Annotated in this window: 18 protein-coding genes and 2 pseudogenes; 9 read left to right on the top strand and 11 right to left on the bottom strand. The window is 65.5% G+C overall.

All coding sequences use genetic code 11. The features are described 5' to 3' along the window. The first annotated feature begins 55 nt into the window (after nt 1-55). Nucleotides 56-1126, top strand: a complete 1071-nt coding sequence (locus AC630_RS05350) for a cytochrome P450 (RefSeq protein ID WP_245330264.1) — start codon at nt 56-58, stop codon at nt 1124-1126. Nucleotides 1127-1224: 98 nt separating this feature from the next. Here the strand turns inward: AC630_RS05350 and AC630_RS05345 are convergent, their stop codons facing one another. After that, nucleotides 1225-2016, bottom strand: a complete 792-nt coding sequence (locus tag AC630_RS05345; protein ID WP_074117464.1) for a DNA-binding transcriptional regulator — start codon at nt 2014-2016, stop codon at nt 1225-1227. A gap of 146 nt (nt 2017-2162) precedes the next feature. Here AC630_RS05345 and AC630_RS05340 point away from each other — a divergent pair, with 146 nt between their 5' ends. Beyond that, nucleotides 2163-3146, top strand: a complete 984-nt coding sequence (locus tag AC630_RS05340) for a VOC family protein (protein WP_074117462.1) — start codon at nt 2163-2165, stop codon at nt 3144-3146. Nucleotides 3147-3281: 135 nt separating this feature from the next. Here the strand turns inward: AC630_RS05340 and AC630_RS05335 are convergent, their stop codons facing one another. Together AC630_RS05335 and AC630_RS05330 are read right to left on the bottom strand one after the other, a co-directional pair. Beyond that, the gene (locus AC630_RS05335) at nt 3282-3944 is read right to left on the bottom strand and encodes a response regulator (protein ID WP_074117460.1); all 663 of its coding nucleotides are present in this window, start codon (nt 3942-3944) and stop codon (nt 3282-3284) included. Further along, nucleotides 3941-5326: a sensor histidine kinase gene (locus AC630_RS05330; protein WP_074117458.1), complete on the bottom strand. Its 1386-nt coding sequence runs from the start codon at nt 5324-5326 to the stop codon at nt 3941-3943. Before AC630_RS05330 ends, AC630_RS05335 begins: the two co-directional genes overlap by 4 nt. A gap of 189 nt (nt 5327-5515) precedes the next feature. Here AC630_RS05330 and AC630_RS05325 point away from each other — a divergent pair, with 189 nt between their 5' ends. Then, nucleotides 5516-6391: a DUF3280 domain-containing protein gene (locus tag AC630_RS05325; RefSeq protein ID WP_074117456.1), complete on the top strand. Its 876-nt coding sequence runs from the start codon at nt 5516-5518 to the stop codon at nt 6389-6391. Nucleotides 6392-6492: 101 nt separating this feature from the next. On the opposite strand, the gene AC630_RS05320 is transcribed toward AC630_RS05325, so the two are convergent. Genes AC630_RS05320 through AC630_RS05310 form a run of 3 tightly spaced genes read right to left on the bottom strand, consistent with a single transcriptional unit; the run spans nt 6493 to nt 9530 of the window. After that, nucleotides 6493-7524, bottom strand: coding sequence for an L-idonate 5-dehydrogenase (locus AC630_RS05320; protein WP_074117454.1), 1032 nt, complete (start codon nt 7522-7524; stop codon nt 6493-6495). 26 nt (nt 7525-7550) lie between these two features. Further along, nucleotides 7551-8318 carry an SDR family oxidoreductase gene (locus AC630_RS05315; protein ID WP_074117452.1) on the bottom strand — a complete coding sequence of 256 codons (768 nt, stop codon included), beginning with the start codon at nt 8316-8318 and terminating at the stop codon, nt 7551-7553. Between the two features lie 12 nt (nt 8319-8330). Then, nucleotides 8331-9530 carry a mandelate racemase/muconate lactonizing enzyme family protein gene (locus AC630_RS05310; protein ID WP_074117450.1) on the bottom strand — a complete coding sequence of 400 codons (1200 nt, stop codon included), beginning with the start codon at nt 9528-9530 and terminating at the stop codon, nt 8331-8333. A 180-nt stretch (nt 9531-9710) separates the two neighbouring features. Here AC630_RS05310 and AC630_RS05305 point away from each other — a divergent pair, with 180 nt between their 5' ends. Together AC630_RS05305 and AC630_RS05300 are read left to right on the top strand one after the other, a co-directional pair. Beyond that, complete coding sequence (locus AC630_RS05305) at nt 9711-10478, top strand: GntR family transcriptional regulator (protein WP_074117448.1); 768 nt, start codon at nt 9711-9713, stop codon at nt 10476-10478. A gap of 24 nt (nt 10479-10502) precedes the next feature. Next, nucleotides 10503-11867: an MFS transporter gene (locus tag AC630_RS05300; protein WP_074117447.1), complete on the top strand. Its 1365-nt coding sequence runs from the start codon at nt 10503-10505 to the stop codon at nt 11865-11867. Nucleotides 11868-11918: 51 nt separating this feature from the next. Here the strand turns inward: AC630_RS05300 and AC630_RS05295 are convergent, their stop codons facing one another. The 3 genes from AC630_RS05295 to AC630_RS05285 all read right to left on the bottom strand — a co-directional run bounded on the left by AC630_RS05295 (nt 11919) and on the right by AC630_RS05285 (nt 16315). Beyond that, nucleotides 11919-13139 carry an arsenic transporter gene (locus tag AC630_RS05295; protein WP_074117544.1) on the bottom strand — a complete coding sequence of 407 codons (1221 nt, stop codon included), beginning with the start codon at nt 13137-13139 and terminating at the stop codon, nt 11919-11921. Nucleotides 13140-13280: 141 nt separating this feature from the next. After that, entirely contained in the window at nt 13281-13721 is a 441-nt protein-coding gene (locus tag AC630_RS05290) for an EamA family transporter (protein WP_074117445.1), read from the bottom strand. A 116-nt stretch (nt 13722-13837) separates the two neighbouring features. Continuing rightward, nucleotides 13838-16315: a PAS domain-containing hybrid sensor histidine kinase/response regulator gene (locus AC630_RS05285; protein ID WP_074117443.1), complete on the bottom strand. Its 2478-nt coding sequence runs from the start codon at nt 16313-16315 to the stop codon at nt 13838-13840. Nucleotides 16316-16540: 225 nt separating this feature from the next. On the opposite strand from AC630_RS05285, the pseudogene AC630_RS05280 reads away from it, so the two are divergent. From AC630_RS05280 to AC630_RS05265, 4 genes and pseudogenes are all read left to right on the top strand, one after another. Continuing rightward, a pseudogene (locus tag AC630_RS05280) lies at nt 16541-17610 on the top strand (zinc-binding metallopeptidase family protein). 178 nt (nt 17611-17788) lie between these two features. Then, the gene (locus AC630_RS05275; RefSeq protein WP_074117441.1) at nt 17789-19804 is read left to right on the top strand and encodes an acetyl-CoA carboxylase biotin carboxylase subunit; all 2016 of its coding nucleotides are present in this window, start codon (nt 17789-17791) and stop codon (nt 19802-19804) included. Nucleotides 19805-19951: 147 nt separating this feature from the next. Continuing rightward, complete coding sequence (locus tag AC630_RS05270; RefSeq protein WP_074117439.1) at nt 19952-20818, top strand: isocitrate lyase/PEP mutase family protein; 867 nt, start codon at nt 19952-19954, stop codon at nt 20816-20818. Beyond that, complete coding sequence (locus AC630_RS05265) at nt 20815-21114, top strand: acylphosphatase (RefSeq protein ID WP_074117437.1); 300 nt, start codon at nt 20815-20817, stop codon at nt 21112-21114. The genes AC630_RS05270 and AC630_RS05265 overlap by 4 nt, the downstream gene beginning before the upstream one ends. A 194-nt stretch (nt 21115-21308) precedes the next feature. Here the strand turns inward: AC630_RS05265 and AC630_RS05260 are convergent, their stop codons facing one another. Together AC630_RS05260 and AC630_RS05255 are read right to left on the bottom strand one after the other, a co-directional pair. Beyond that, nucleotides 21309-22829: a PAS domain-containing hybrid sensor histidine kinase/response regulator family protein gene (locus AC630_RS05260; protein WP_074117435.1), complete on the bottom strand. Its 1521-nt coding sequence runs from the start codon at nt 22827-22829 to the stop codon at nt 21309-21311. A 138-nt stretch (nt 22830-22967) separates the two neighbouring features. Further along, a pseudogene (locus tag AC630_RS05255) lies at nt 22968-23182 on the bottom strand (LysR family transcriptional regulator); the annotation flags it as partial.

Here is a 23182-nt window from a genome sequence, read left to right as displayed (position 1 = left end):
CGTACTGCGCGATCCCTATCCGCACTACCGCGCGCTCCGCGATCTGGGCGCGGCAGTGTGGCTGCCGCGCAACGGGCTCTATGCATTGGGACGCTTTGACGACGTCCGCGGCGCCTTGCGCAGTCCCGGTCTGTTCTCGTCGGCGCAAGGGGTTGCCGCCAACGATCACGTCAACGACATGTCGCGCGGCACGACGCTGGCGAGCGACGCGCCGCTGCATGACCGGTTGCGCGCGATCATCGCCGCGCCCCTGCTGCCGCGCGCGCTGGAGGAGATCGGTCCGCAGATCCGCGCCGAGGCGCGGCGGCTGGTCGACGACCTCGTGACGCGCGGACAATTCGATGCGGTGACGGATCTCGCCCAGCATCTGCCGCTCACCATCGTATCCAAGCTGGTGGGGTTGGAAGACTACGGGCGCGGCAGCATGCTGCGGTGGGCATCGGCCACGTTCAACGTGCTCGGCACGATGAACGCGCGGGGTTGCGCCGCCATGACCGATGTCCAGGAAATGCGCTCCTATCTCGGCGGCGCCGAGATCCGCGCGCACTTGCGGCCGGGCAGTTGGGGAGACCGCATTTTCCAAGCCGGAGAGCGCGGCGAGGTCGAGCCGGAGCGCTGTCCGGTTTTGATGCGCGATTATCTCGGGCCGAGCCTCGACACCACGATCTTTGCGACCGCGAACCTGATCATGCTGTTCGGCAAACACCCCGAGCAATGGAATCTGGTCCGCAACGACCCCGCGCTGATTCCCAACGCCATCAACGAGTCGCTGCGGCTGGAATCGCCCATTCGCGGCTTTACCCGACATCTCACCACCGACGCGGCGATCGGCGGCGTGAGCATTCCGGGCGGAAGCCGGGTGCTGCTGCTCTATGCCTCGGCCAATCGCGACGAGCGGAAATGGCAGGACGCCGAACGTTTCGACGTGCGCCGCCGCGCCAGCGATCATCTCGGCTTCGGCAACGGGACGCATATGTGCGCGGGTCTGCATCTGGCCCGGCTGGAGATGACTGCGCTGCTGGAAGTGTTGGCCGGGAAGGTGGGTCGCTTCGAGATCGGCGAGCCGGTGCTGGCGCGCAACAACGTGCTGCGCGGGCTTGCCTCGCTGCCGGTGCGGGTGAGGTAGAGTGTTTTCGAGCGAAGTGGATACCGGTTCGCGTAAAGAAAACGCGTCAAAACAAGAATCTAGAGCCCCGTTCCGATTCCATCGGAACGGAAATGGCTCTAGGGGCTGACCGGGATAGCTTCAGCGATATTGCGCATCGGTGCGACAAATTGCGCTACCGCTTCCTCGATTCCGAGCGCCGAGCGGATCCAGATGATGGAGATGCAGCCGAACACGGCGCCGTTCCGTACGATGGGGACGGCAATCGAGGCCGTCTTGGGATTGTATTCACCCTCGCTGCGGATCGCGTAGCCCCGCGCGGCAGTCTCGGCGATCATGCGGTCGAGGCGGCCTTCGTCGAGAAAGGGACGGTCGTCGGCTTCGTCGATGCGGCGGAGATGGTTGACGATCAGGTCGCGCTCGCGCGCAGGGCAGGCGGCGAGATAGGCGCGGCCCGCGGACGTCCGCAGCATCGGCAGGCGCTTGCCGATCATGCCGCGGTCGATCGAGAGCGGGCTGCGGGAATGGGTGGTTTCCTGCACCACCATCGCGGCGTTCTCGTAAGTGGAGAGATCGACCGGCCAGACCAGGGTCTTGCTGAGCTCAGCCAGATAAGGCGCAGCCGCCTGGCAGATCACCACGCCGGGGTCGTAGCCGTCGCCGAGGCTGAGCGCCCGCCGGGTCACGCGAAAACGGTCATCGCTGGCGCTGCGCGCGATATAGCCGAGCTCCTCCAGCGTTTCGAGCAGGCGGTAGACGGTGGGGCGGGGCAGGTCGAGCGCGCGGGCAACGTCGCCGGCGCGGATGCCGCCGGAGCGGTTGACCTCCTGCAGCACGTCCAGCCCGCGCTTGAAGGCGCGGACGCCCTCCGATTGCCGCGGCTGGCCGGTCCGCGTCCGCTCCTTGGACACTTCGAATTTCCTCCCTTGTGGCATATCGCGGCGCGACTATCGTCTTTGCGAACGCGAAGCGATTGCGGGACGCACCGTAGGATCGCGCGCGGCCGGTATCAAGTTCGCCGCACTGCGGCGAATGCGATACCCTCGGGAGGACGTCGATGGAAATCACCGCGCTCGGCTATATCGGGATCAATTCATCGCAGATCGACCAGTGGAGCCAGATGGCGACCGGACTGCTTGGCATGCAGCAGGTCGATCGCGGCGGCAAGATGCGCGCCTTTCGCATGGACGATCGCAAGCAGCGGCTCATCGTCGACGGCAGCAGCGATGCCGGCCTGGCCATGATGGGCTGGGAAGTTCCCTCGACCGCCGAGCTGGACCAGTTGGCCGGGCGGCTGGAAAGCCACGGCGTCCAGGTGGTCCGTGGATCGCGCGCTCTTGCCGATGAACGGCATGTCACCGAGCTGATCACCTTCGCCGATCCAACCGGCAACCGGTTGGAGGCTTTCTGCAAGCCTGAGCTCGCAGCCGAATCCTTCAAGCCGGGCCGGCCGATCTCGGGTTTTCGCACCGGCGCGCTCGGGATGGGGCATGTCGTGCTCAACGTCGAGGACGTCGAGCGATTGTTGCCGTTCTATCGCGACGTGCTCGGCTTCCACGTCTCCGATTTCGGCCTGAAGCCCTACGGACTTTATTTCTTTCACGTCAACGGCCGCCACCACAGCTTTGCGATGGTCGGCTCGGGGCGCAAGGCGCTGCATCATTTCATGGTCGAGCTCGGCAGCCTCGATGATGTCGGGCAGGGCTACGATCTCGCGCAGATGGACGAGGGCCGCGTTGCCTATACGCTGGGCCGGCACACCAACGATCACATGACCTCGTTCTATGTGAACACGCCCTCCGACTTCTTCATCGAATATGGCTGGGGCGGGCGCGTGATCGATCCCGAGACATGGAAGCCGCACGAGACCTTTGACGGGCCCTCGCTATGGGGCCATGAGCGGCTCTATATGCCGGAGGAGCAGCGCAAGCGCCTGCGCGACATGCGGCTCGATGCGGCGGCCCGCGGCGTGCGCGTCGCCGACCCACGCGTGCCGCCGCTGAACTGCGCGTGGCTGGACTCGGTGATCGCGCGCGAATGATCCGCTGCCGCGCGGCAACGATCTGACATCCAGGGCCCTCGCCCGAGGAGGCCGGCCACGTCTTTGGGGCCGCCAAGCCGAAGCTCGCGGTTTGCGCCGGATGGAGCGAAGCTCGAGCCGTAACGCGGGCGGCGATCAGGCCTCGTCGAGATCGACCTGCGTCAGGATTCCCTGACGCAGCGCCAGCCGGACCAGCTCGATGTCGGAGCCGACGCCGAGCTTGTCCTTGATGAGCGAGTGCAGGTTTGCCACCGTCTTCGGGCTGACGTGCAGCGTCTCGGCGATCTCCTCGGTCGTGTTCTCGGCGAGCAGCAGCCGCAGCACTTCGAATTCACGCGCGGTGAGGACGTCGGCGGCCGAGCTCTCGCCGGCGAGCCGGCTCAGTGCCAGCTCGTGGTCGATATCGGGGCTGATGGCGATCTTGCCGGCGAGCACGTCCATCACCGCGCGCACCAGCGTCTCGGGCGGGCTGGTCTTGGTGACGTAGCCTCTCGCGCCGGCGCGGATTGCCTGCACGGCGAAACCGGCATTCTCGTGCATGGTGAAGACGAGGATCCTTGCCGCCTTGTCCCATTGCCTGATCCGCCTGACAGCCTCGATGCCGCCGATGCCGGGCATGCTCAGATCCATGATGACGAGGTCGGGCGCCTCGGATTTGAAGAGACGGTAGGCTTCCGCGCCGTCGGCGGCTTCGGCGATGACGCGAAGTCCCGGCTGCTTCTGAAGTACGGAGCGATAACCTTCGCGGACGACCGAATGGTCGTCGACCAGCAGGATGGTCGAGTCAGCCGCACTCACGCCGCGTGCTCCAGCATCTGTCGATCGACGGTTGCGAGCGGGATGAACACGCGCAACGCGGAGCCGCCGTACGGTCCGGCCTCGAAGCTCAGCCGGCCGCGCAAGGCCGCAACGCGCTCGCGCATGCCGAGCAAGCCCATTCCGGATTTCGCGGCGGGCTCGGTCGACCGTCCGTCGTCGTCGATCGCAAGCGCGATCTCGTCGGCACGCATCGTCAATTCCAGGCTGACCTTCGTGGCCCCGGCATGCTTGGCGGCGTTGGTGAGCGCCTCCTGCACGATACGATAGAGATTGGCACTGATCGTGGCCGGCAAGGTTTCGAACGCGCCGTCGAAACGGATCGAGAAACGTGTCTCGCCGCGGCTACGCCCGTTCCAGCCCGCGACCAGGCCTTCGAGGCTGGCCACGAGTCCCAGCTCCTCGACGTCGGGCGGGCGCAGCCGGAACAGTGCGCCGCGCAGCGTCTCCATCATGCCGGTTGCGGTCCGCGCGATGCCGTCGCATTCGCTGAGCAGGGAAGGGCAGTCCTGCGCGGCGGTCTGGCGGGCGGAGGACGCGAGCGCGCGGATGGCCGCCAGCGACTGACCGAACTCGTCGTGCAGCTCGCGCGCGAGATGGCGGCGCTCCTCATCCTGGAGCGCGATCAGTTTCCGGGTCAGCTCGCTGCGCTCGGCAAGCGCGGTGTCGAGGCTCTCGGCGAGGTGATTGAAGACATCGCGAACCGCGGAGAGCTCGGCGAGATCGAACGGCGGCAGCCGCGCGGTGAGGTCGTTGGTCGCGATCCGCTCGAGGCCGGTGCGGATCATGCGGGTGGGGCGCAGCGCGCGCGCCAGCGCGGCATAGACCAGCGCGCATAGCAGCGGCAATGCGATCGCAAGGGCGATCATGAGGCGCCCGGCCTCGTGCCAGGCCTCGGCCGTTTGCACGGCCGGATCGACCGAGACCACGGCCTCGCCGAGCTTCACTCCACGCACGATCACTGGCCGTGCCGCCTCGCGGCCGGGGTCGAACAGACTGCGATAGAAGGCCGCGAAGGCCTGCGGCGGCGGACTCGCCGGAATAGGTGCGCCACTACAGAAGCGCTGGATCATCTCGCCATTCGTGCCACGGAATGCCAGACACAGGCCGGGCGTCATCACATAGGCTGAAACCGGGTCAAGGTTCGGAAAGTCCGAGCGCGGGCTGGCCACCCACTGGATTTTGCCCTGTTGCAGCTCCAGCGTCTTCGCCACGATGGCGGCGACACTGTCGATGCGCGCATGTGCCGCGCGGTCAGCCGTAACAAGGAAATAGGCGGAGATGGCGGCGAAGCAGGCGGCCGATACGGCGGCCACGCGCAACGTCAGACGGACCTTGAGATCGAACCTCGGGCGGTTCCACATCGGCGGGCACCTGGCGTGAACGGAATTGTCGCCTGCGCATTAAACGGCAGAACGCAAGCGGCGCAAAGCGCTACGCGTTGTTGCGGTGCAACTTCGTGAAATTTTCCCGGCGCTCGCCGGGACCGGCACTGCTGCATGGCCTGAGGCTGTCGCCCATATTGCGGCGCCGCTCCATCACACGAGGCCCGCATGCGCCGCACACGGTTGATCCTCTCTGCCTGTCTCCTCTTCGTCCTTCCGGCGGCCTATTCGCCAGCCCATGCCGAGGCCGCCATCGGCATTGCCATGGACGACTTCAGCTATACCGATACGTCGGCCGAGCCGGCGAACCAGACCGCCGCCCACGAGCGGCGGCTGTCGGCGTTCATGTCCGCGCTCAGACGGGACATCAGCGCTGACCAGCGCTACCGGCTCGTGCCTTCTGCTCAAGACGGCGCGGCGTTCAAGGTCATCGGCGGCATCCAGAAGACGAGCACGCTGGTGCAATGGGCCAAAGTCGCGGTGATCGACGTTGGCGCCAGGAAGATCGTGATGGACAAGCTCTACACCTTCCGCGGCGACAATGATGAATCATGGGAACGCGCCGAGATCTTCGTGTCCCGCGAGGTCATGGCCGCGCTCGGCACACCCGCGCCGATCGCGCTTGCAGTGTTCGATTTCGAGCTCGAGGACATGACCGCCGGTTCGGCGGCCGCCTCGGCCGCGTCCGATGTTTCGTACCTGGCCGAGGTCACCGGTAGCGTGCGCGATGCCCTCGGCCAATCCGGCCGTTACCGCATCGTCGATGTCGGCGGCGAGGAGGCGAAGGCGCACGCCTTGCGCGATTGCGACGGCTGCGAGGCGGCCATTGCGCAAAAGCTCGGCGCGGATCAATCGTTGATTGGCGTGGTGCGGCGGGTCAGCCGCACCGAGTACACGCTCGGCTTCCAGGTTCGCGATGCCAGGACCGGCGTGGTGCTGGCGCGCGGCGACAGCGGCCTGCGAATGGGCGCGGACTATTCGTGGAAGCGCGGGGCCGTGCGGCTGGTCAGCGACCGGCTCATCGAGGGGCAGGCGCAGCCCTAGAGAGCGTTTTTCGAGCGAAGTGGATACCGGTTCGCGTAAAGAAAACGCGTCAAAACAAGAATCTAGAGCCCCGTTCCGATTCCATCGGAACGGAATTGGCTCTAGAACGTCAGCTGCACCTTCATCGACTGGGAGCGGTCGCTGGCGAGCTCGAACGCCGCGACCGCGTTCTCGAATGGCATGGTGGCCGTGATCAGCGGCTTCACGTCGATCAGGCCTTCGCCCATCAGCCGCACCGCGAGCTCGAACTCGGGGTCGAAGCGGAAGGTACCGCGGAGCTGCAATTCCTTGGCCACGATGGAGTTGATAGGCAGCGTCATCTCGCCGCCGAGGCCGAGCTGCACCAGCGTGGCGCCGGGACGCAGCACGTCGAGCGCGGTGCGGAGCGCAGCCTGGTTGCCCGAAGCTTCGAACAGCGTGTCGAACACGCCCTTGCCGGCGCGCCAGGGATCGATCGCAGCGGTATTGGTCGCGACATTGATGGCGTGAGTAGCGCCGAGTTTTCTCGCGACCGCAAGCGGTGCATCGGCGACGTCGGTGACCACGATCTCGGATGCGCCGCCGAAGCGCGAGACCAGGATCATCAGCGCGCCGATCGGCCCGCAGCCGGTGATCAGCACGCGCTTGCCGAGCAGGGGGCCGGCCTGCTTGCCGGCATGCAGGCACACCGCGAGCGGCTCGGCCACCGCGGCTTCGGCCAATGACAGCTTGTCCGCGATGGGAACGGCTTGCGCGGCATCGACCGTGATGAACTCACGGAAGCCGCCTTGCACATGGGGAAAGCGCATCGCGCTGCCGAGGAAGCGCATGTCGAGGCACTGGTTGCGCATGCCTTCCTGGCAATGCAGGCACTGGCCGCACGGCTTGCTGGGATTGACCGCGACGCGCGTGCCTGGCTTGACGCCGGTGACGCCGTCACCGACGGCCGCGACCACGCCGGCGATCTCGTGCCCCAGCGCCATCGGCTGCTGGATGCGCACGACGCCGAAGCCGCCGTGGTGGTAATAGTGCAGGTCGGAGCCGCAGATGCCGCCATTGGCGATCTTGACGCGGACTTCGCCCGGACCGGGCGCCGCATCGGGAAAGCTGTCGATCCGCAGGTCCTTCGGCGCGTGGATGACGACGGCGCGCATGGCTTGCTCCCTCAACGTTTCGCTGGTCACATCGCGGCGATCATGCCGCCATCGACATAGATGATCTGTCCGTTGACGTAGGTCGAGGCATCGGACGCCAGGAAGATCGCCGCGCCCACCAGCTCGTCCGGCTTGCCCCAGCGCTTGGAGGGGATGCGGCCCATTAGCCAGTTGTTGAAATCGGTGTTGTTGACCAGCGCCTCGTTCATGTCGGTGAGCATATAACCGGGGCCGATTGCGTTGGCCTGGATGCCGTGCTGAGCCCATTCCACCGCCATCGAGCGGGTCAGGTTCTTGATGCCGCCCTTGGCGGCGGTGTAGGGCGCGATCGTGGGGCGCGCCAGCTCACTGCCGAGCGAGCCGATATTGATGATCTTGCCGCGCTTGCGCGGGATCATGCGCTTGGCCGCCTCGCGGCCGATGACGAAGGCGCTGGTGAGATTGGTCTCGATCACCTTGCGCCACTCGTCGGTGGTGAACTCCACCAGCGGCTTGCGGTGCTGGATGCCGGCGTTGTTGACGACGATGTCGACCGCGAGGCCTTGTCTGTCGAAATCGTTGAACGCCGCGATGATCGCAGGCTCATCCGTGACATTGAAGGCCGCCCCCTCAGCCTGGTAGCCGGCGGCGCGAAATTCAGCGACGGCCTGTTCTACGCGCTTGGGGTCGACGCCGTTGATGATCAGCTTGGCGCCGGCCTTGGCCATGCCTTCGGCAATGGCGCGGCCGAGGCCGCGGGAGGAGCCGGTCACGAGCGCGGTGCGGCCTGAAAGGTCGAAGAGGGCGATGCTCATCTCAGGAATTCCTCAGGCGTTGGAGCGGCGCACGGTGAGATCGCTGCGGTCGAGCACCGCGGGGAGGAGGTCGACGCCAAGGCCGGGGCCTTCCATCGGGAAGACGTACCCGTCCTTGATCACGGGCGTCGTGGTGACGAGCTCATTGTACCAGCCCTTGTAGAAGGCGCGCACCGATTCCTGGATCAGCGTGTTGGGCTGGCTGAACGACATGTGGATGGCGGCGATGAAGCCGATCGGGCCGATGCAGTCATGCGGCGCGAAGGGCCGGTGATAGGTCTCGGCCATAGCGGCGATCTTGCGGCCCTCGGTGAGGCCGCCGGTCCAGCACAGATCCGCCATCACGACATGCATGGCATCGCGGTCGAGCATGTCCTTGTAGGGGAAGCGCGAGCCCAGCGTCTCGCTGGCGCAGACCCAGACGTCGGTCGAGCGCGCATATTCGGCCAGCGCCTGCGGCGAGTTCATCCGGATCGGGTCCTCGTACCAGGTCGGCGTGTAGGGCTCGAGCGCGCGCGCGATCTGCTTTGCCGTCGGCAGGTTCCAGAGCGAATGGAGCTCGACCATGATCTCCATCTTGTCGCCGACTGCTTTGCGGATCTTCTCGAACGGCTCGATCGCCTGCTTCATTTGCGCGGCGGTGATGTAGAGACCCTTGTTCTCCTGTGCCGCCGGATCGAACGGCCAGATCTTCATCGCCGAGATGCCGCTCTCCAGGAGGCTTTCGGCGAGCGCATCGGCACGGTGCATGAAGCCGTCGAGATCCTCGTAGGGGCCTTTGGACGCGCCGAGATTCCAGTTCGCGACCGGGCTGATATTGGTCGAGCGGACATACTGGGTGCCGGCGCAGGTGTTGTAGATGCGCTGCTTGTCGCGGCAGAGGCCGCCGAGCATCTGGTGAACCGGCTGATTGCAGACCTTGCCGAACAGGTCCCACAACGCGATGTCGATCGCCGAGGCCGCGCGGTATTCGACGCCGGTCGAGGACTGCGCCATCGGCAGGTTCAGCATGTCGCGATGGATCGCCTCGATGTGCAGGGGATTGCGGCCGAGCAGGCGGCCGGCAAAGGTGTCGTGAATCTGCGCTTCGACCGCGCCTGCGCCGTAGAAGGTTTCGCCGAGACCGATCACGCCCGTGTCGGTGTGGATGCGCACCCAGATGACGTTGGAGAATTCCTCGGTGCGCAGTGTCTCGATCGACGTGATCTTCACGGCAAAAGTCCTCCCGTCGCAGGCGCGTAGCGCCTGCCTTGTTGTCATTGCACGCCGCTAAATGAAGCGGGCCGGCGGCCGTCTTACGCCTGCTTGTAATATATCACAACATGTTTTAAGGGTGCCGCAAATTAGGGCGCCCCCCTGCAACGAGAGCGCGGGCTGACGGGAGAGGACGACATGGCACGGCGCAAGCGCGCGCTCGAGGTGGTGAGAAACGACGATGACGGCGAGGGCAAGCCCAGCCGGCACAACCGTCTCAACTTTTTCGAGCTCGCCTATCAGAGGATCGAGGAATTGCTCGTCCACTGCGAGCTCAAGCCCGGACAATTCATGACGATGCTGGAACTACAGCATATTACCGGCTTCGGGCGCACACCGGTGCATCACGCCGTCAATCGTCTCTCTGCCGATACATTGATCATCATCCGTCCGCGTCACGGCCTTCACATCGCGCCGATCGATCTGGCGCGCGAGCGCATGCTGCTCGGCCTGCGTCGCGACATGGAGCGTTTCGTGATCCGGCTTGCGGCGGACCGCGCCAGCCTCTCGCACCGCAATCAGGCGCTGCACATCGAGCGCCTCCTGCGCGAGCGCCGCACCAGCCTGACCCTCGACGAGTTCAACAGCCTCGACCGCCGCATCGACGCGCTGGTGCTGGAAGCAGCCGGCGAGCCCTTCCTGGTGCACACGATGCGGCCGTTGCACACGTTGTACCGCCGCATCGGCTACATCCATCACCGCTTCATGCCGGGGCAGGCCGAGCTATCGGGCACGATCGACCACCATCTCGCCATTCTCAGTGCGGTCGGCGGCCGCCACGTCGAGGACGCCGTGAAGGCGAGCGATGCACTGATCGACTACATGGATTCGATGTTCATGGGCATGGAGGCGGGGATCGACCCGCGCCTGCTCGATTGCAGCATCGAGCCGCTACTCGACGCGTAGAGAGTTTTGAAGAGAGGACCAAGTATGTCAACGATGGCCATGCCACAACCGACCGCGAGCGAAGCCGCGGTTCGCTACCTCATTACGAACTACAGTCCCAAGGGCAACAAAGTCGGCTGGCTGATGATGGCCTCGATCCTGGTCGAGGCCTGGGATCTCTATTCGATCGCCTTCGTGCTGATCTTCATCCGTGAGCAGTACAATCCCGATCCGCTGATGCTGGGCCTTGCCGCGGCCGGTACCCAGGGCGGTGCTCTCATCGGCGCGCTGCTCGGCGGCTGGCTCTCCGACAAGATCGGCCGCCGCGTGATGTTCCTGGTGACGATGGTGATGTTCATCGTGCTCGCCCTGGCGCAGGCCTTCGTGCCGAGCGTCGGCTGGCTCGTGGTCATCCGCTTCCTGCTCGGCATTCCGCTCGGCTCGGACATCTCGACCGGCTACACCTACATCATGGAATCCATGGCCAAGGGCGAGCGCGAGGTCATGGGCAACCGCTGGCAGTTCATGTTCGCGGTCGGCGAGGTCCTCACTATCGGCGTCATCGTGATCTTCCTCCTGATCGACATGCAGCACGAGATGCTGTGGCGCGTGACGCTCGGCCTCGGCGCGGTGCCGGCGCTGATCATCCTGATCATGCGTCACGACGTGCCGGAGACGGCAGTGTGGCTGGTGCAAAAGGGACGCTACCGCGAGGCCAAACAAGTTGCGCGCGAGATGTTCAACGACAATCTCGACATGCTGCCCGACCACGACGTGCCGGTGCCGAAGGTCAGCACCCGTGCATTCCTCGCCGACCTCAAGAAGGACCCGATCCGCTGGCGCGCCACGGTCTACGGCTGGATCGCCTGCTTCGCGCAGGGCAGCGAGTTCTCGACGTTTGCGTTCTACCTGCCGGTGCTGTTCGTGATGGTCGGCGTGTCGAGCGTGCTCGGCATCAACCTGGTGACGATGGCGCTATTCTGCTTCGCCGCCTTGTCCGGCTGGGTCGGTCCGCTGCTTACGCCGAAGATCGGTCACCGCGGCATCGCGATCGCCGGTTTCGGCATCGTGCTGGCCTCGCTGCTGGTCGCGGCTTTCGCGCTCTACACCGACAACAAGATCCTGCTGCCGTTCGCGGCCGCCGCTATGTTGTGGGGTCACTATTGGGATGCGTCGAACTGCATGACGATCCCGACCATGGTCGCCAAGCCGAAATATCGCGGCACGGCGAGCGGCTTCGCCTACATGTTCGTGAAGCTGCCATCGTTCCTGGCGATCTTCCTGTTCCCGACGGTGTTCGCTGCGATCGGGCAGGCGAACGCCACGTTGTTGGTCGCGATCTTCCCGCTGATCGGATTGCTCGCCGCAATCTTCATCCTGCCGGAAGTCTACGGCTACGAGAACGACTGACGATGCGTCTTACCCGGTCGCGGCCGTGATGGCCGCGATCGGGTCCTGCGACTACCAGATTGCAGCCGCCAACGCCGCGATCAAAGCGGGCGGCGTCACCAGCATGCCCAGCTTGAGAAACCGCCAGGCGCCGACCTCGATCTTCTCGCGGCGAAGCGCCACCAGCCAGAGGATCGTGGCGAGCGAGCCAGTCACCGACAAATTGGGGCCGAGATCGACGCCGATCAGGATGGCGCTGACGACCGTCGCGGGCAAATGGTCGCTGGCTGCGACCGAGCCGGCGACGAGCCCAATCGGCAGATTGTTGGCGATGTTGGTGGCGATCCCCGTCGCGATGCCGACACTCCAGCCGGCTTTCGGGACCGATTGCGCGACAGCTTCGTGCAGGAGCGCGCTGAGCTGCCCGATCACGCCGGTCTTGATCAGCGCTTCCACCATCACGAAGAGCCCGCCGACGAGCGGCAGTACGCTCCAGGAGACGCCCTTGAGCACGGGCATGGGTGACTGGCGGCTGAGCAGCAGGACGATGGCGGCCGTTACCACACCGCAGATGAAGGTCGGCAAGCCCAGTTGCTTGTCCAGCGCGGACGCCGTGACCAGCACGACGCCGATCGCGATGATGCCAGCGGCCGTCAGCTTGCCGCCGCGGCCGAGCTTTGGATGCTGCACGCTGCGCGCAATCGGCTCTTCCTTCAGGGCGCGGTGCTGGGTCAGGCGCAGCACGACATAGGTGAGCACGATCGCAGCGGCCGAGGGCATTGCGAACAGACGCAGCCATTCGGTGAGCTCAGGCATGCGCGCGCCAAACACAACGAGATTGGCGGGGTTTGAGATCGGCAGCACGAAGCTCGCGGCATTGGCGATGAAGGCGCAGACGAACAGATAAGGCAGGGGCTTGGCGCCGGCTGCGCGCGTCGCTGCATAGACGGCCGGCGTCAGCACGATCGCGGTGGCGTCGTTCGAGAGCAGGACGGTCACGACAGTACCGACGAGGAAGATCAGCAGAAACAGCCGCTGCTGCGAACCACCCGCATATTCCACCGCGAGCGCTGCGAGATAGTCGAACAGGCCTTCGAGCCGCGCCAGCTCGGCGATCAGCATCATGCCGATCAGGAAGAGATAGACGTCGACGCCTTTTTCGATTCCGGTGAGTGCATCCTGCCATGGCAGGATGCCGAGAACCACAAGCGCGGCGGCACCGATGACGGCCCAGATCGCCTCGGGCAGGCGAAACGGACGAACGATGACGCCTGCGGTCGCGGCTGCGACCATGCTCCAGGCCCAGATGGGGTCATGCGACGCGGTCGGCACGTTCAGTCCCTGATGTGAAGTCGGTTCATTCGGCAGCGATAGCGGAAACCGACGCCGCTGTCTTCCCCTGTGGCCGCAGGGCGCCGTCGGCAAGGTTCCGTCTTAAAACTTCACGGCCAGCAACACCGCGCCGGCGCCGATCATGGCGATGCCCGTCCAGCCCTGGGCCGTTGGGCGCTCGCCGAGAAAGGCGAAGGCGAAGAGGGCCACCAGCACGACGCTGAGCTTGTCGATCGGCGCCACCAGCGTCGCGGGCCCGAGCTTCAGCGCGCGGAAGTAGCACAGCCACGACGCGCCGGTTGCGAGCCCCGAGAGTATCAGGAACAGCCAGGTCTTCGACGAGACCGCCGACGGCGCCGCGAACTGGCCGGTGAAGAACAGCAGCACCGAGAAGGCGAGCAGGACAACGATGGTGCGGATGAAGGTCGCGAGATCCGGATTGATGTTCTCGACGCCGACCTTGGCGAAGATTGCGGTCAGTGCCGCAAAGCAGGCGGAGAGAAGCGCCCAGGTCTGCCAGGCGGAGAGGAGGGCGGGTTTCATGGGGGTACCTGTTGACGCGTTTCATGTGTGAGAGGGGGTGAGCCAAGAACTCCGTTGTCGTCCCGGACCGGCGCTCCGCTTCGCTGCGCTTGTCCGGGACGACAGCGGAGGGACATTCACCGCGCCATCGACAACTTCTCCGTGATCGCCTTGCGCAGGATGCGCGACAGCGATTCCACCGAATACGGCTTCTGGATCAGCTCGAATCCGCGATGGGCGTTTTCGGCGAGGACGTTGCTGTAGCCGCTGGTGAGCACGATGGGCAGGCCCGGATAGCGCTCGCGGATGATGCCGGCGAGCTCGACACCGTTCATGCCGGGCATGATGACGTCGGAGAAGACGAGGTCGACGGCAAATTCGTTCTCGCCGAGGATTGCAAGCGCCGCATTCGCGTTGGCGACGCGGCGGACGACATAACCGAGGTCTTCCAGGAGCTCGGTCGAGAATTGGCCGACATCGTCATTGTCCTCGACCACGAGCACGCGGTAGCCGCGGCCGGTGGTCGCGGCCTCGCTGGTCAGCGCGGCGGCTTCCTTCTCGGCGGTGGGGCTCTTCGCCTGCGGCAGGTAGATGGTGAAGGTAGCGCCTTCGCCCTCGGTGCTCGTCACCGCGATGTCGCCCTCGGATTGCTTTGCGAAGCCAAACGCCTGGCTCAGGCCAAGCCCGGTGCCCTTGCCGACCTCTTTGGTGGTGAAGAACGGCTCGAAGATGGCATCGATGTTTTCCGGCGCGATGCCGCTGCCGGTATCCGTGACCGAGATCGCGACATAGTCTCCGCCGCGCGCCGACTGTGCGCGCAGGCTAGGGATGCCTGCGACCTTGCGCACTGCTATGGTGAGGCGACCTCCGCCGTCCATGGCATCGCGGGCGTTGATGGCGAGGTTGATCAGCGCGGTCTCAAACTGCGCGATGTCGGCCACCGTGAAGCAATCGGCATCGTGCATTTCCACTACGATCTCGATGCTGCTGCCAACCAGCGGCCGGACCAGCTGGGCCACACCCTCGACCTGAGTGCTGACATTGAACATCTGCGGCTTCAGCGGCTGTCGGCGCGCAAAGGCCAGCAGCTGCGCGGTCAGCTTGGAGGCGCGTTCGACGGTGTCGGAGATGGCGTCGACGTAGCGGCGCCGGCGCTCCTCCGGCAGCTCGCGCCGGCGCAGGAAGTCGGTGGCCGAGCGGATGATGGTGAGGAGGTTGTTGAAATCGTGCGCGACACCGCCGGTGAGCTGGCCGATCGCTTCCATCTTCTGTGACTGCCGCAGCGCTTCCTCGCCGAGGCGGCGTTCGGTGATATCGACGGCTTCGGGCACCGCGCCGGTGATGTTGCCGTGACGGTCGAGCACGGGCCGCATGCCGAACTCGAAATCGCGCTCCCCGATGGGCAGGCGCAGCCGCATCTCCATCCGCACTGCTTCGCCCCTCAGCACGGTGTCGAAGGCCTCGCGCACGGTTGCGCTCATGCCGTGCGTTCCGGTGAACCAGGGCGTGTCCCACAGCAGCTTGCCGATCACGTCCGCTGAGCTCGCCTTGATGCCGTCGAGCGCGGTGTTGTTGGCGTAAAGCAGTTCTCCCTCGAGATTGACGAGGCCCTGATACTGGTTGCTCGTCTCCAGCATCGCGCGCAGCCGCGCCTCGTTGGATTCGAGCTCGGCGGTGCGCTCGACGATGCGCTCTTCCAGCGTCTCGTTGAGCCGGCGGAGCTCGATCTCGGCCTGCTTGGCGGCGGTTATGTCGTGGGCGACGCCGATGAAGCCGATATGCTTGCCGGTCGGGTCCCAGCGCGGCTGCGACTCCGAGCGCAGCCAGCGCCACTCGCCCTTGGCGTCCTTGTAGCGCGCCTCCAGCACGAACGGCTTGAGCGAAGCCTCGCCCTGGACGGATTGTTGCAGCACATGCGGCAGGTCGTCCGGATGCAGCACTTTGCGCCAGTCGAAGGCGATGGCTTCATCGTAGGGCAGGCCGACGAAGTCGACATAGGCCTGGTTGGCGAAAGACCGGGTGCGGTCGAGTTTTGTCACCCAGATCGGCACCGGCGCGCTGTCGGCGATCAGCCGGAAGCGCTCCTCGCTTTCGCGCAAGGTCTCGCGGACCAGCATCTGGTCGGTGACGTCGATATGGGCGCCGACGAGGCGGATGGCGCGGCCGTCGCCGTCGCGCTCGAACTTGGCGACGACGCGGATCCAGCGGGTCTCGCCGTCGCTGGGGCGGATAATGCGGTATTCCGCTGTGTAGTCCTCGCTGGTCCCGGCCAGCGCATCGAAGAAGTGTTTCACCGCGGCGTCGCGGTCCTCGGGATGGATGCGGCTGACCCAGTCTTCGTGAGACTCGCCGGCGGCCTCGGGGGGCAGGCCGTGGATCATCAGATATTCCGGCGAACGGCGGTTCTTAAAGCCTTCCCGGAAGTCCACCTCGAGGCCGCCAACCTTGCCGATGCGCTGGATGCGTGCCAGCTCCGCCTCGCGCTCCTGGAGCGCGCGATAGGCGTCGTCGCGCTCGCGCGCGATTTCTTCGAGGTGCTGGCGAAGCCGTTCGGCGGCGCTGGTCTCGGGTAAAGGTTTGTTCAAGGCAATGGCCGTTGTGATGCGGAAGCGCACAAGCCGGACGCATATTCACACAGACGGAGCGTGCTGGCCATTGCTGAAAGAGATTAGGCGGTCGGGAAAGCGCCCGCGGCCTGCCTGACGCGGGAAAGTCCGGTCAGGCAACGACGGGTCCGGCTATTTGTTCCCGGAAGATTGGAACGATCAGCCCTGCGGACGCGTCTTTGCGGGGCACCACAACTCTGGTCGATAAAATTCCCTTGCCGAAGAGGCTAAATCTTGAAGCTCTTTGTCTGCCAGGACTGCGGCAACGTCCTCTATTTCGAGAACCGCGCCTGCGAACGCTGCGGCCACCGGCTCGCCTTCCTGCCGGAAAAGGAGGCGATGTCGGCGATCGAGCCTGACGGGGAGGCCTGGATGACGCTGGCCGACAAGGGCGGAAGTCGCATGCTGTGCCGCAATGCCGAGTACGACGCCTGCAACTGGCTGACGGGTGCGGGCGATACCACCGGTTATTGTCGAGCGTGCCGCCACAACGGGACAGTGCCGAACCTGTCCGATCCGGTTCAACTCGCTGGCTGGCGCGAGCTTGAGGTGGCGAAGCACCGGCTCTTCTATTCGCTGATCCGCTGGAAGCTGCCGCTCCAGATCCGGCATGAAAATCCCGAGCATGGGCTCATCTTCAATTTCCTCGCCGACGATCCGAACAACGGGCAGAAGGTCATGACCGGTCACGACAACGGCCTGATCACGATCGCGCTCACCGAGGCCGACGACATCGAGCGTGAGCGGCGCAGGCTGGAGATGGGCGAGCCTTACCGGACGCTGCTCGGGCATTTCCGCCACGAGGTCGGGCACTATTTCTGGGATGTGCTCGTGCGCGATGGCTGCAAGCTGGAGGAATGCCGCACGGTATTCGGCGACGATTCGACCGATTACGGTCAAGCTTTGCAGCGCTATTATGCCGGAGGCGCAGCGCGGGACTGGCAGCAGAACTACGTTTCCGCTTACGCCACGACACATCCCTGGGAGGACTTCGCCGAGACCTGGGCGCACTATCTCCACATTGTCGACACCCTGGAGATGGCGGCCGAGTTCGGCATGGAGGTGCGCCCCAAGGTCGATCGCGACGGGGAGTTGACGGCGCGTATCCCTTTCAACCCCTACGAGGCAAGGGATGTCGAGGGGCTCGTCAACGCATGGCTGCCCTTCACCTTCGCCATGAACAGCGTCAACCGCGCCATGGGCTGCGCGACCTCTATCCTTTCATCCTGTCGCCGGCGGTGGTCGCCAAACTCGGCTTTGTTCATAGCCTCGTGCGGGACGCGGCCATGGCCAGGAAACCGTAGGGCCGCCCCCGGGGGCTCGGCAGGCCCGTTTCGGTCTTGTGCTGGTACGCCAGAGGGCGCGGATTTAGACCGTTGCCTCCGGCCCATTTTGATGTACCACGGGAGCCACACGGCCCGTCCCCCATAGGCCCCAACGGCCAGGGAAGGGTCCCGCCCAAGGTCGAGACTCAAGAAAAGCATGTTCAAACGCATTCTGATCGCCAATCGCGGCGAAATCGCCTGCCGGGTCATCAAGACCGCTCGCCGCATGGGAGTTCAGACCGTTGCGGTCTATTCCGAGGCCGACCGCGATGCCCTTCATGTCGAGATGGCCGACGAGGCGGTGCTGATCGGCCCGCCGGCCGCGGCCGAGAGCTATCTGGTGATCGAGAAGATCGTGGAGGCCTGCCGCAAGACGGGCGCAGAAGCCGTGCATCCCGGCTACGGCTTCCTGTCCGAGCGTGAGGCGTTTCCACGCGCGCTGGAGGCGGCCGGCATCGTCTTCATCGGCCCGAACCCCGGCGCGATCGCCGCAATGGGCGACAAGATCGAGTCCAAGAAGGCCGCCGCAAAGGCCAAGGTCTCGACCGTGCCGGGCTATCTCGGCGTCATCGAGGACGACAAGCACGCGGTCAGGATCGCCGACGAGATCGGCTATCCCGTGATGATCAAGGCCTCCGCCGGCGGTGGCGGCAAGGGCATGCGCATCGCGCATTCGAAGGCCGAGGTCGCGGAAGGCTTCAACCTCGCCAAGGCCGAGGCCAAGGCCTCGTTCGGCGACGACCGCGTCTTTGTCGAGAAATTCATCGTCGATCCCCGCCACATCGAGATCCAGGTGCTGGGCGACAAGCACGGCAACGTTATCTATCTCGGTGAGCGCGAATGCTCGATCCAGCGCCGCAACCAGAAGGTCATCGAGGAGGCGCCGTCGCCGCTGCTCGATGAAGCCACCCGCCGCAAGATGGGCGAGCAGGCTGTCGCGCTGGCCAAGGCCGTGAACTACGATTCTGCCGGCACCGTCGAGTTCGTCGCCGGGCAGGATAAGAGCTTCTACTTCCTGGAGATGAACACGCGCCTCCAGGTCGAGCATCCCGTCACCGAGCTCGTCACCGGCATCGACCTCGTCGAGCAGATGATCCGCGTCGCCGCCGGTGAGAAGCTCGCCATCGCGCAGAAGGACGTCACGCTGACCGGCTGGGCGGTGGAGTCGCGCCTCTACGCCGAAGACCCGTTCCGCAACTTCCTGCCTTCGATCGGGCGCTTGGTGAAGTACCGCCCGCCGGCGGAAGCCAGCCAGGACGGCATCACCGTGCGCAACGATACCGGCGTGCAGGAAGGTGGCGAGATCTCGATCCATTACGATCCGATGATCGCCAAGCTGGTCACGCATGCGCCATCGCGCGCCGCCGCGATCGAAGCGCAGGCGACTGCGCTGGACTCGTTCTATGTCGACGGCATCCGTCACAACATCCCGTTCCTGTCGGCGCTGATGCATCATCCGCGCTGGCGCGAGGGCCGGCTGTCGACCGGCTTCATTGCCGAGGAATTCCCCAAGGGCTTTGCGGTGCGCGTGCCCGAGGGCGAGGTCGCGCGGCGGATCGCCGCGGTGGGCGCTGCCATCGATCACGTGCTCGGCGAGCGCAAGCGGCAGATCTCGGGCCAGATGGGCGGCCGCATCGTGCAGCGCGAGCGGCGCCGCGCGGTCTGGCTCGACCATCAGGAGATATTGCTCGAGATCGCGCGCGAGGGCGACGCCATCGCGGTGCGGTTCCTCGATCCCGAGGGCAAGGCCGGCAATGCGCATCTGTTGCAATCGCCGTGGAAGCCGGGCGATCCGGTCTGGCAGGGCACCATCGACGGCCAGTCCGTAGCGGTGCAGGCGCGCCCGATCGCCAACGGCACCCGCCTCGCGCATCAGGGCGTCGAGGTGCTGGTCTATGTCTGGACCGAAGCGGAAGCAGCCTCGGCCCGGTTGATGCCAGTCACCACGGCCTCCGACACCGGCAAGAAGCTGCTCTGCCCGATGCCGGGCCTCGTGGTCTCGATCGCAGTGACCGAGGGGCAGGAGGTCAAGGCCGGCGAGACGCTCGCGGTCGTCGAAGCCATGAAGATGCAGAACGTGCTGCGTGCCGAGCGCGACGGTACGGTGAAGAAGATCCACGCCAGCGCCGGCGCAACGCTCGCGGTGGACGCGCTGATTTTGGAGTTTGCGTAAGGGCTCCAGCGTACAACAGTCGACCCTCACCCTGAGGAGCCGCGCGTGCGCGGCGTCTCGAAGGGCGAGGCCACCAGCCGGGCCTTCATCCTTCGAGACGCGCGCAAGAGCGCGCTCCTCAGGATGAGGATTCAGAGTGAGGCAACCATGGCCTTTCGTTCCCGTCGCGAGAAACTGCGATCGATCCTGTCGGGGTCGGCCTGCGTCCATCCGGGCTCGGTCTACGACGCCATCTCGATCCGCATTGCCGAGGATCTCGGCTTTCCGCTCGGCATGTTCGGTGGCTCGGTCGCCTCGCTTGCGGTGCTCGGCGACCCTGATATCACGTTGATCACGCTCACCGAGCTCGCCGAACAGATGCGGCGGATGTCGCGCGCGGCGGCGCTTCCTGTGCTGGTCGATGCCGATCACGGGTATGGCAATGCGCTCAACGTCCGCCGCACGGTGCAGGAGCTGGAAACGGCGGGCGCCGCCGGTCTCACCATCGAGGACACGCTGCTGCCGGCCGCCTTCGGCGAAGCAAAGGCGCAACTGATTTCGCTGGAGGAGGGCGTCGGCAAGATGAAGGCGGCGCTCGACGGCCGCGGCGATCCTTCGCTCGTCATCATGGGCCGCACCGGCGCGGCCTCCATTACCTCCATCGAGGATGCAATTCGTCGCGCGAAGGCCTATGAGGCGGCCGGCGTCGATGCGCTGTTCTTCACCGGCATCAAGTCGCGCGCCGAGCTCGAGGCAATCGCGGCCGCCACGCATCTGCCGATCGTGCTCGGCGGCGCGCCAGATGAATTGAACGCGATCGACTATCTCGCGAGCCAGCGCGTGCGCATCGCGCTCCAGGGCCATGCGCCGATCGCGGCTGCCACGCAGGCCGTCTACGAGACGCAGAAGGCGTTGCGCGAAGGTACGCCGCCCAAGAACCTCAAGGGTCTCGCATCGTTGGATTTGACCAACCGCGTCATGCGCGAAGCCGGGGTGAAAGCGCGCAGCGCCGATGTCCTGGGACTAAAGAAATGAACCGGGCGATCCTCCAGGTCATGATCCGCGGCCGCGTGCAGGGTGTCGGCTATCGGGCCTGGGTCGAATACCAGGCGACTACGAGCGGCCTTGAAGGCTGGGTCCGCAATCGGCGCGACGGCAGCGTCGAGGCGCTGTTTGCAGGCACACCGAAGCACGTCGCCGACATGGTCGCGCTGTGCCGACACGGTCCGCCGTCCTCGCGCGTGGACAGCGTGACCAGCGAGACCGCCAGCGCGGATGAGCTGAATTTGCGCAGGGCAGGGGAAGCGTTCTCGGTCTTGCCGACGGTCTGAGAGCCAGTCTCTTTCCGTATGGCCGGCGCGCTCCCTCGCCCCGTTCTTACGGGGAGAGGGTTGGGGTGAGGGGCCTCTCTCCGCGCATGAAATTGCCGCGTGACCTGTACCCCCTCACTCGGATCGCGCCGGACGATGCTTCGCATCGCCGGGGGCGATCCGACCTCTCCCCGCAAGCGGGGCGAGGTGAAGTGTCACCGCGCCAGCTTGGCAATTGCCTCGCTGAGCTCGTGGATTTCGTAGGGCTTGCGCAGGATCGCGAAATCGCCGCGCACGCCGGCGGCGACGTCGCTGTAGCCGGTGGCGAGCAGGATTGGCAGGCCGGGGCGGATCTGGCGCAGATGAAGGGCGAGGCTGAGCCCGTCCATCTTTCCGGGCATGACGATGTCCGAGAACACGAAGTCGACGCCGTTCTTCTCGATTTCGCGCAATGCCGCCTCGGCATCGGCGACCCGGCGCACGTCGTAGCCGAGCTGCTCCAGAAGACCGATACTGACGAGGGCAACGTCGGGATTGTCCTCGACCAGCAGCACTGTGCCGCTGCCGCGGAACAGCACTTCTCCCGCCGTCTCGCGCGATAGCGCGCCGTCTCCGCGCGGCAGGAGGATGGTGAAGGTCGTGCCCTTGCCGAGTTCGCTTGCGACCTTCACCGTGCCGCCGGCCTGGTGGGCGAAGCCATGCACCTGTGAGAGGCCGAGGCCGGTGCCTTTGCCGATCGGCTTGGTCGTGAAGAACGGCTCGAAGATCTTGTCGAGGACGTCGCCGGGAATGCCAAGCCCGGTATCGGCGATGCTGATCGCGAGGAAGTCGCCGGCGAGAGGCGGCTCGTCGAGCACCGTGTTGCGCGCCCCGATCGTCACCGTGCCGCCGTCCGGCATCGCATCGCGGGCGTTGATGACGAGGTTGAGCAGCGCGGTCTCGAGCTCGGAGACGTCGGCCGTGATCGGCCAGGCGTCGGGCTCGATGTCGAGGGCGAGACGCACGGCACTGCCGACGCCGGCGTCGAGCACCTCGCGGATCGAAGCGATGCGTTCGGCAAAGTCGATCGCCTGCGGGTTGACGCTCTGTCGCCGCGCGAAGGTGAGGAGCTGGTTGGTCAGCGCGGCGCCGCGCTTGGTCGCAGTCTCGATCGCCGATATGGCGCGCTCGAGCTTGGCGTCGTTGGTGGCGCTCCTCTTCAGGACATGCAGGCTGCCGCTGATGATCATCAACAGATTGTTGAAGTCGTGGGCGATGCCGCCTGTGAGCTGGCCGAGTGCATCGAACTTCTGCGACTCGGCGAGCTGCTTCTGCATCGCTTCGAGCTTGAGCTCGGAATTGCGCCGTTCGGTGATGTCGCGGGTGATCTTGGCGAAACCAACCAGCGCGCCGTCCTCGTAGATCGGATCGATCACCACGCTGGCCCAGAAGAATGTGCCGTCCTTGCGGACGCGCCAGCCTTCCTCCTCGTAGCGGCCCGTTTCGCGGGCGATGCAGAGCGCCCGGGCGGGCTTGCCGTTGGCGCGGTCGGTCTCGGTGTAGAAGCAGGAAAAGTGCTGGCCGAGGATCTCCGCGGGCGAATAGCCCTTGATGCGTTCGCCGCCGATGTTCCAGCTGGTGATGATCCCGCTGGGATCGAGCATGTAGAGGGCGTAGTCGGCAACCCCTTCAACCAGCAGCCGGAAACTGCGCTCGCTTTCGAACAAGTCTCTCTGCTGACTGAACTTTTTCGCCATTCCAGGATCCCGCCTCGACGGTGGCAAACGTCCATGGGATGGTTTGGTTCCCGTACGTGGGACGTTTTTAGGCAAATTCCGGGGACAAGTATGCAAGCCCCGAACGTTCAAAGCGTTTTTGCGAAGGTGGGCGCCCGGTCAAGCCGTCGCCGCGCTCCGGAACGTCGCCGCCACCGCGCGCAGCGCCGCCAGTTTTGCGGGATCGCTGACCTTCGAATGCAGCATTACCTTCGAGCTGCCGAGTTTTGGCAGCTTGTGGGCAGGTCCGATGTCGACCAGTCCGGGCGGCGCGATCCGCCGCGCCAGCGGTGCCATCGCGAGCCCGGCAAGCGCAGCGGCGACCACCGCCGTGA

It is taken from the genome of Bradyrhizobium sp. AS23.2 (assembly GCF_001908185.1).
Taxonomy (GTDB): domain Bacteria; phylum Pseudomonadota; class Alphaproteobacteria; order Rhizobiales; family Xanthobacteraceae; genus Bradyrhizobium.
The sequence above is the reverse complement of the archived record's forward strand: the minus strand, read 5'-3'. Positions and strand labels throughout refer to the sequence as shown.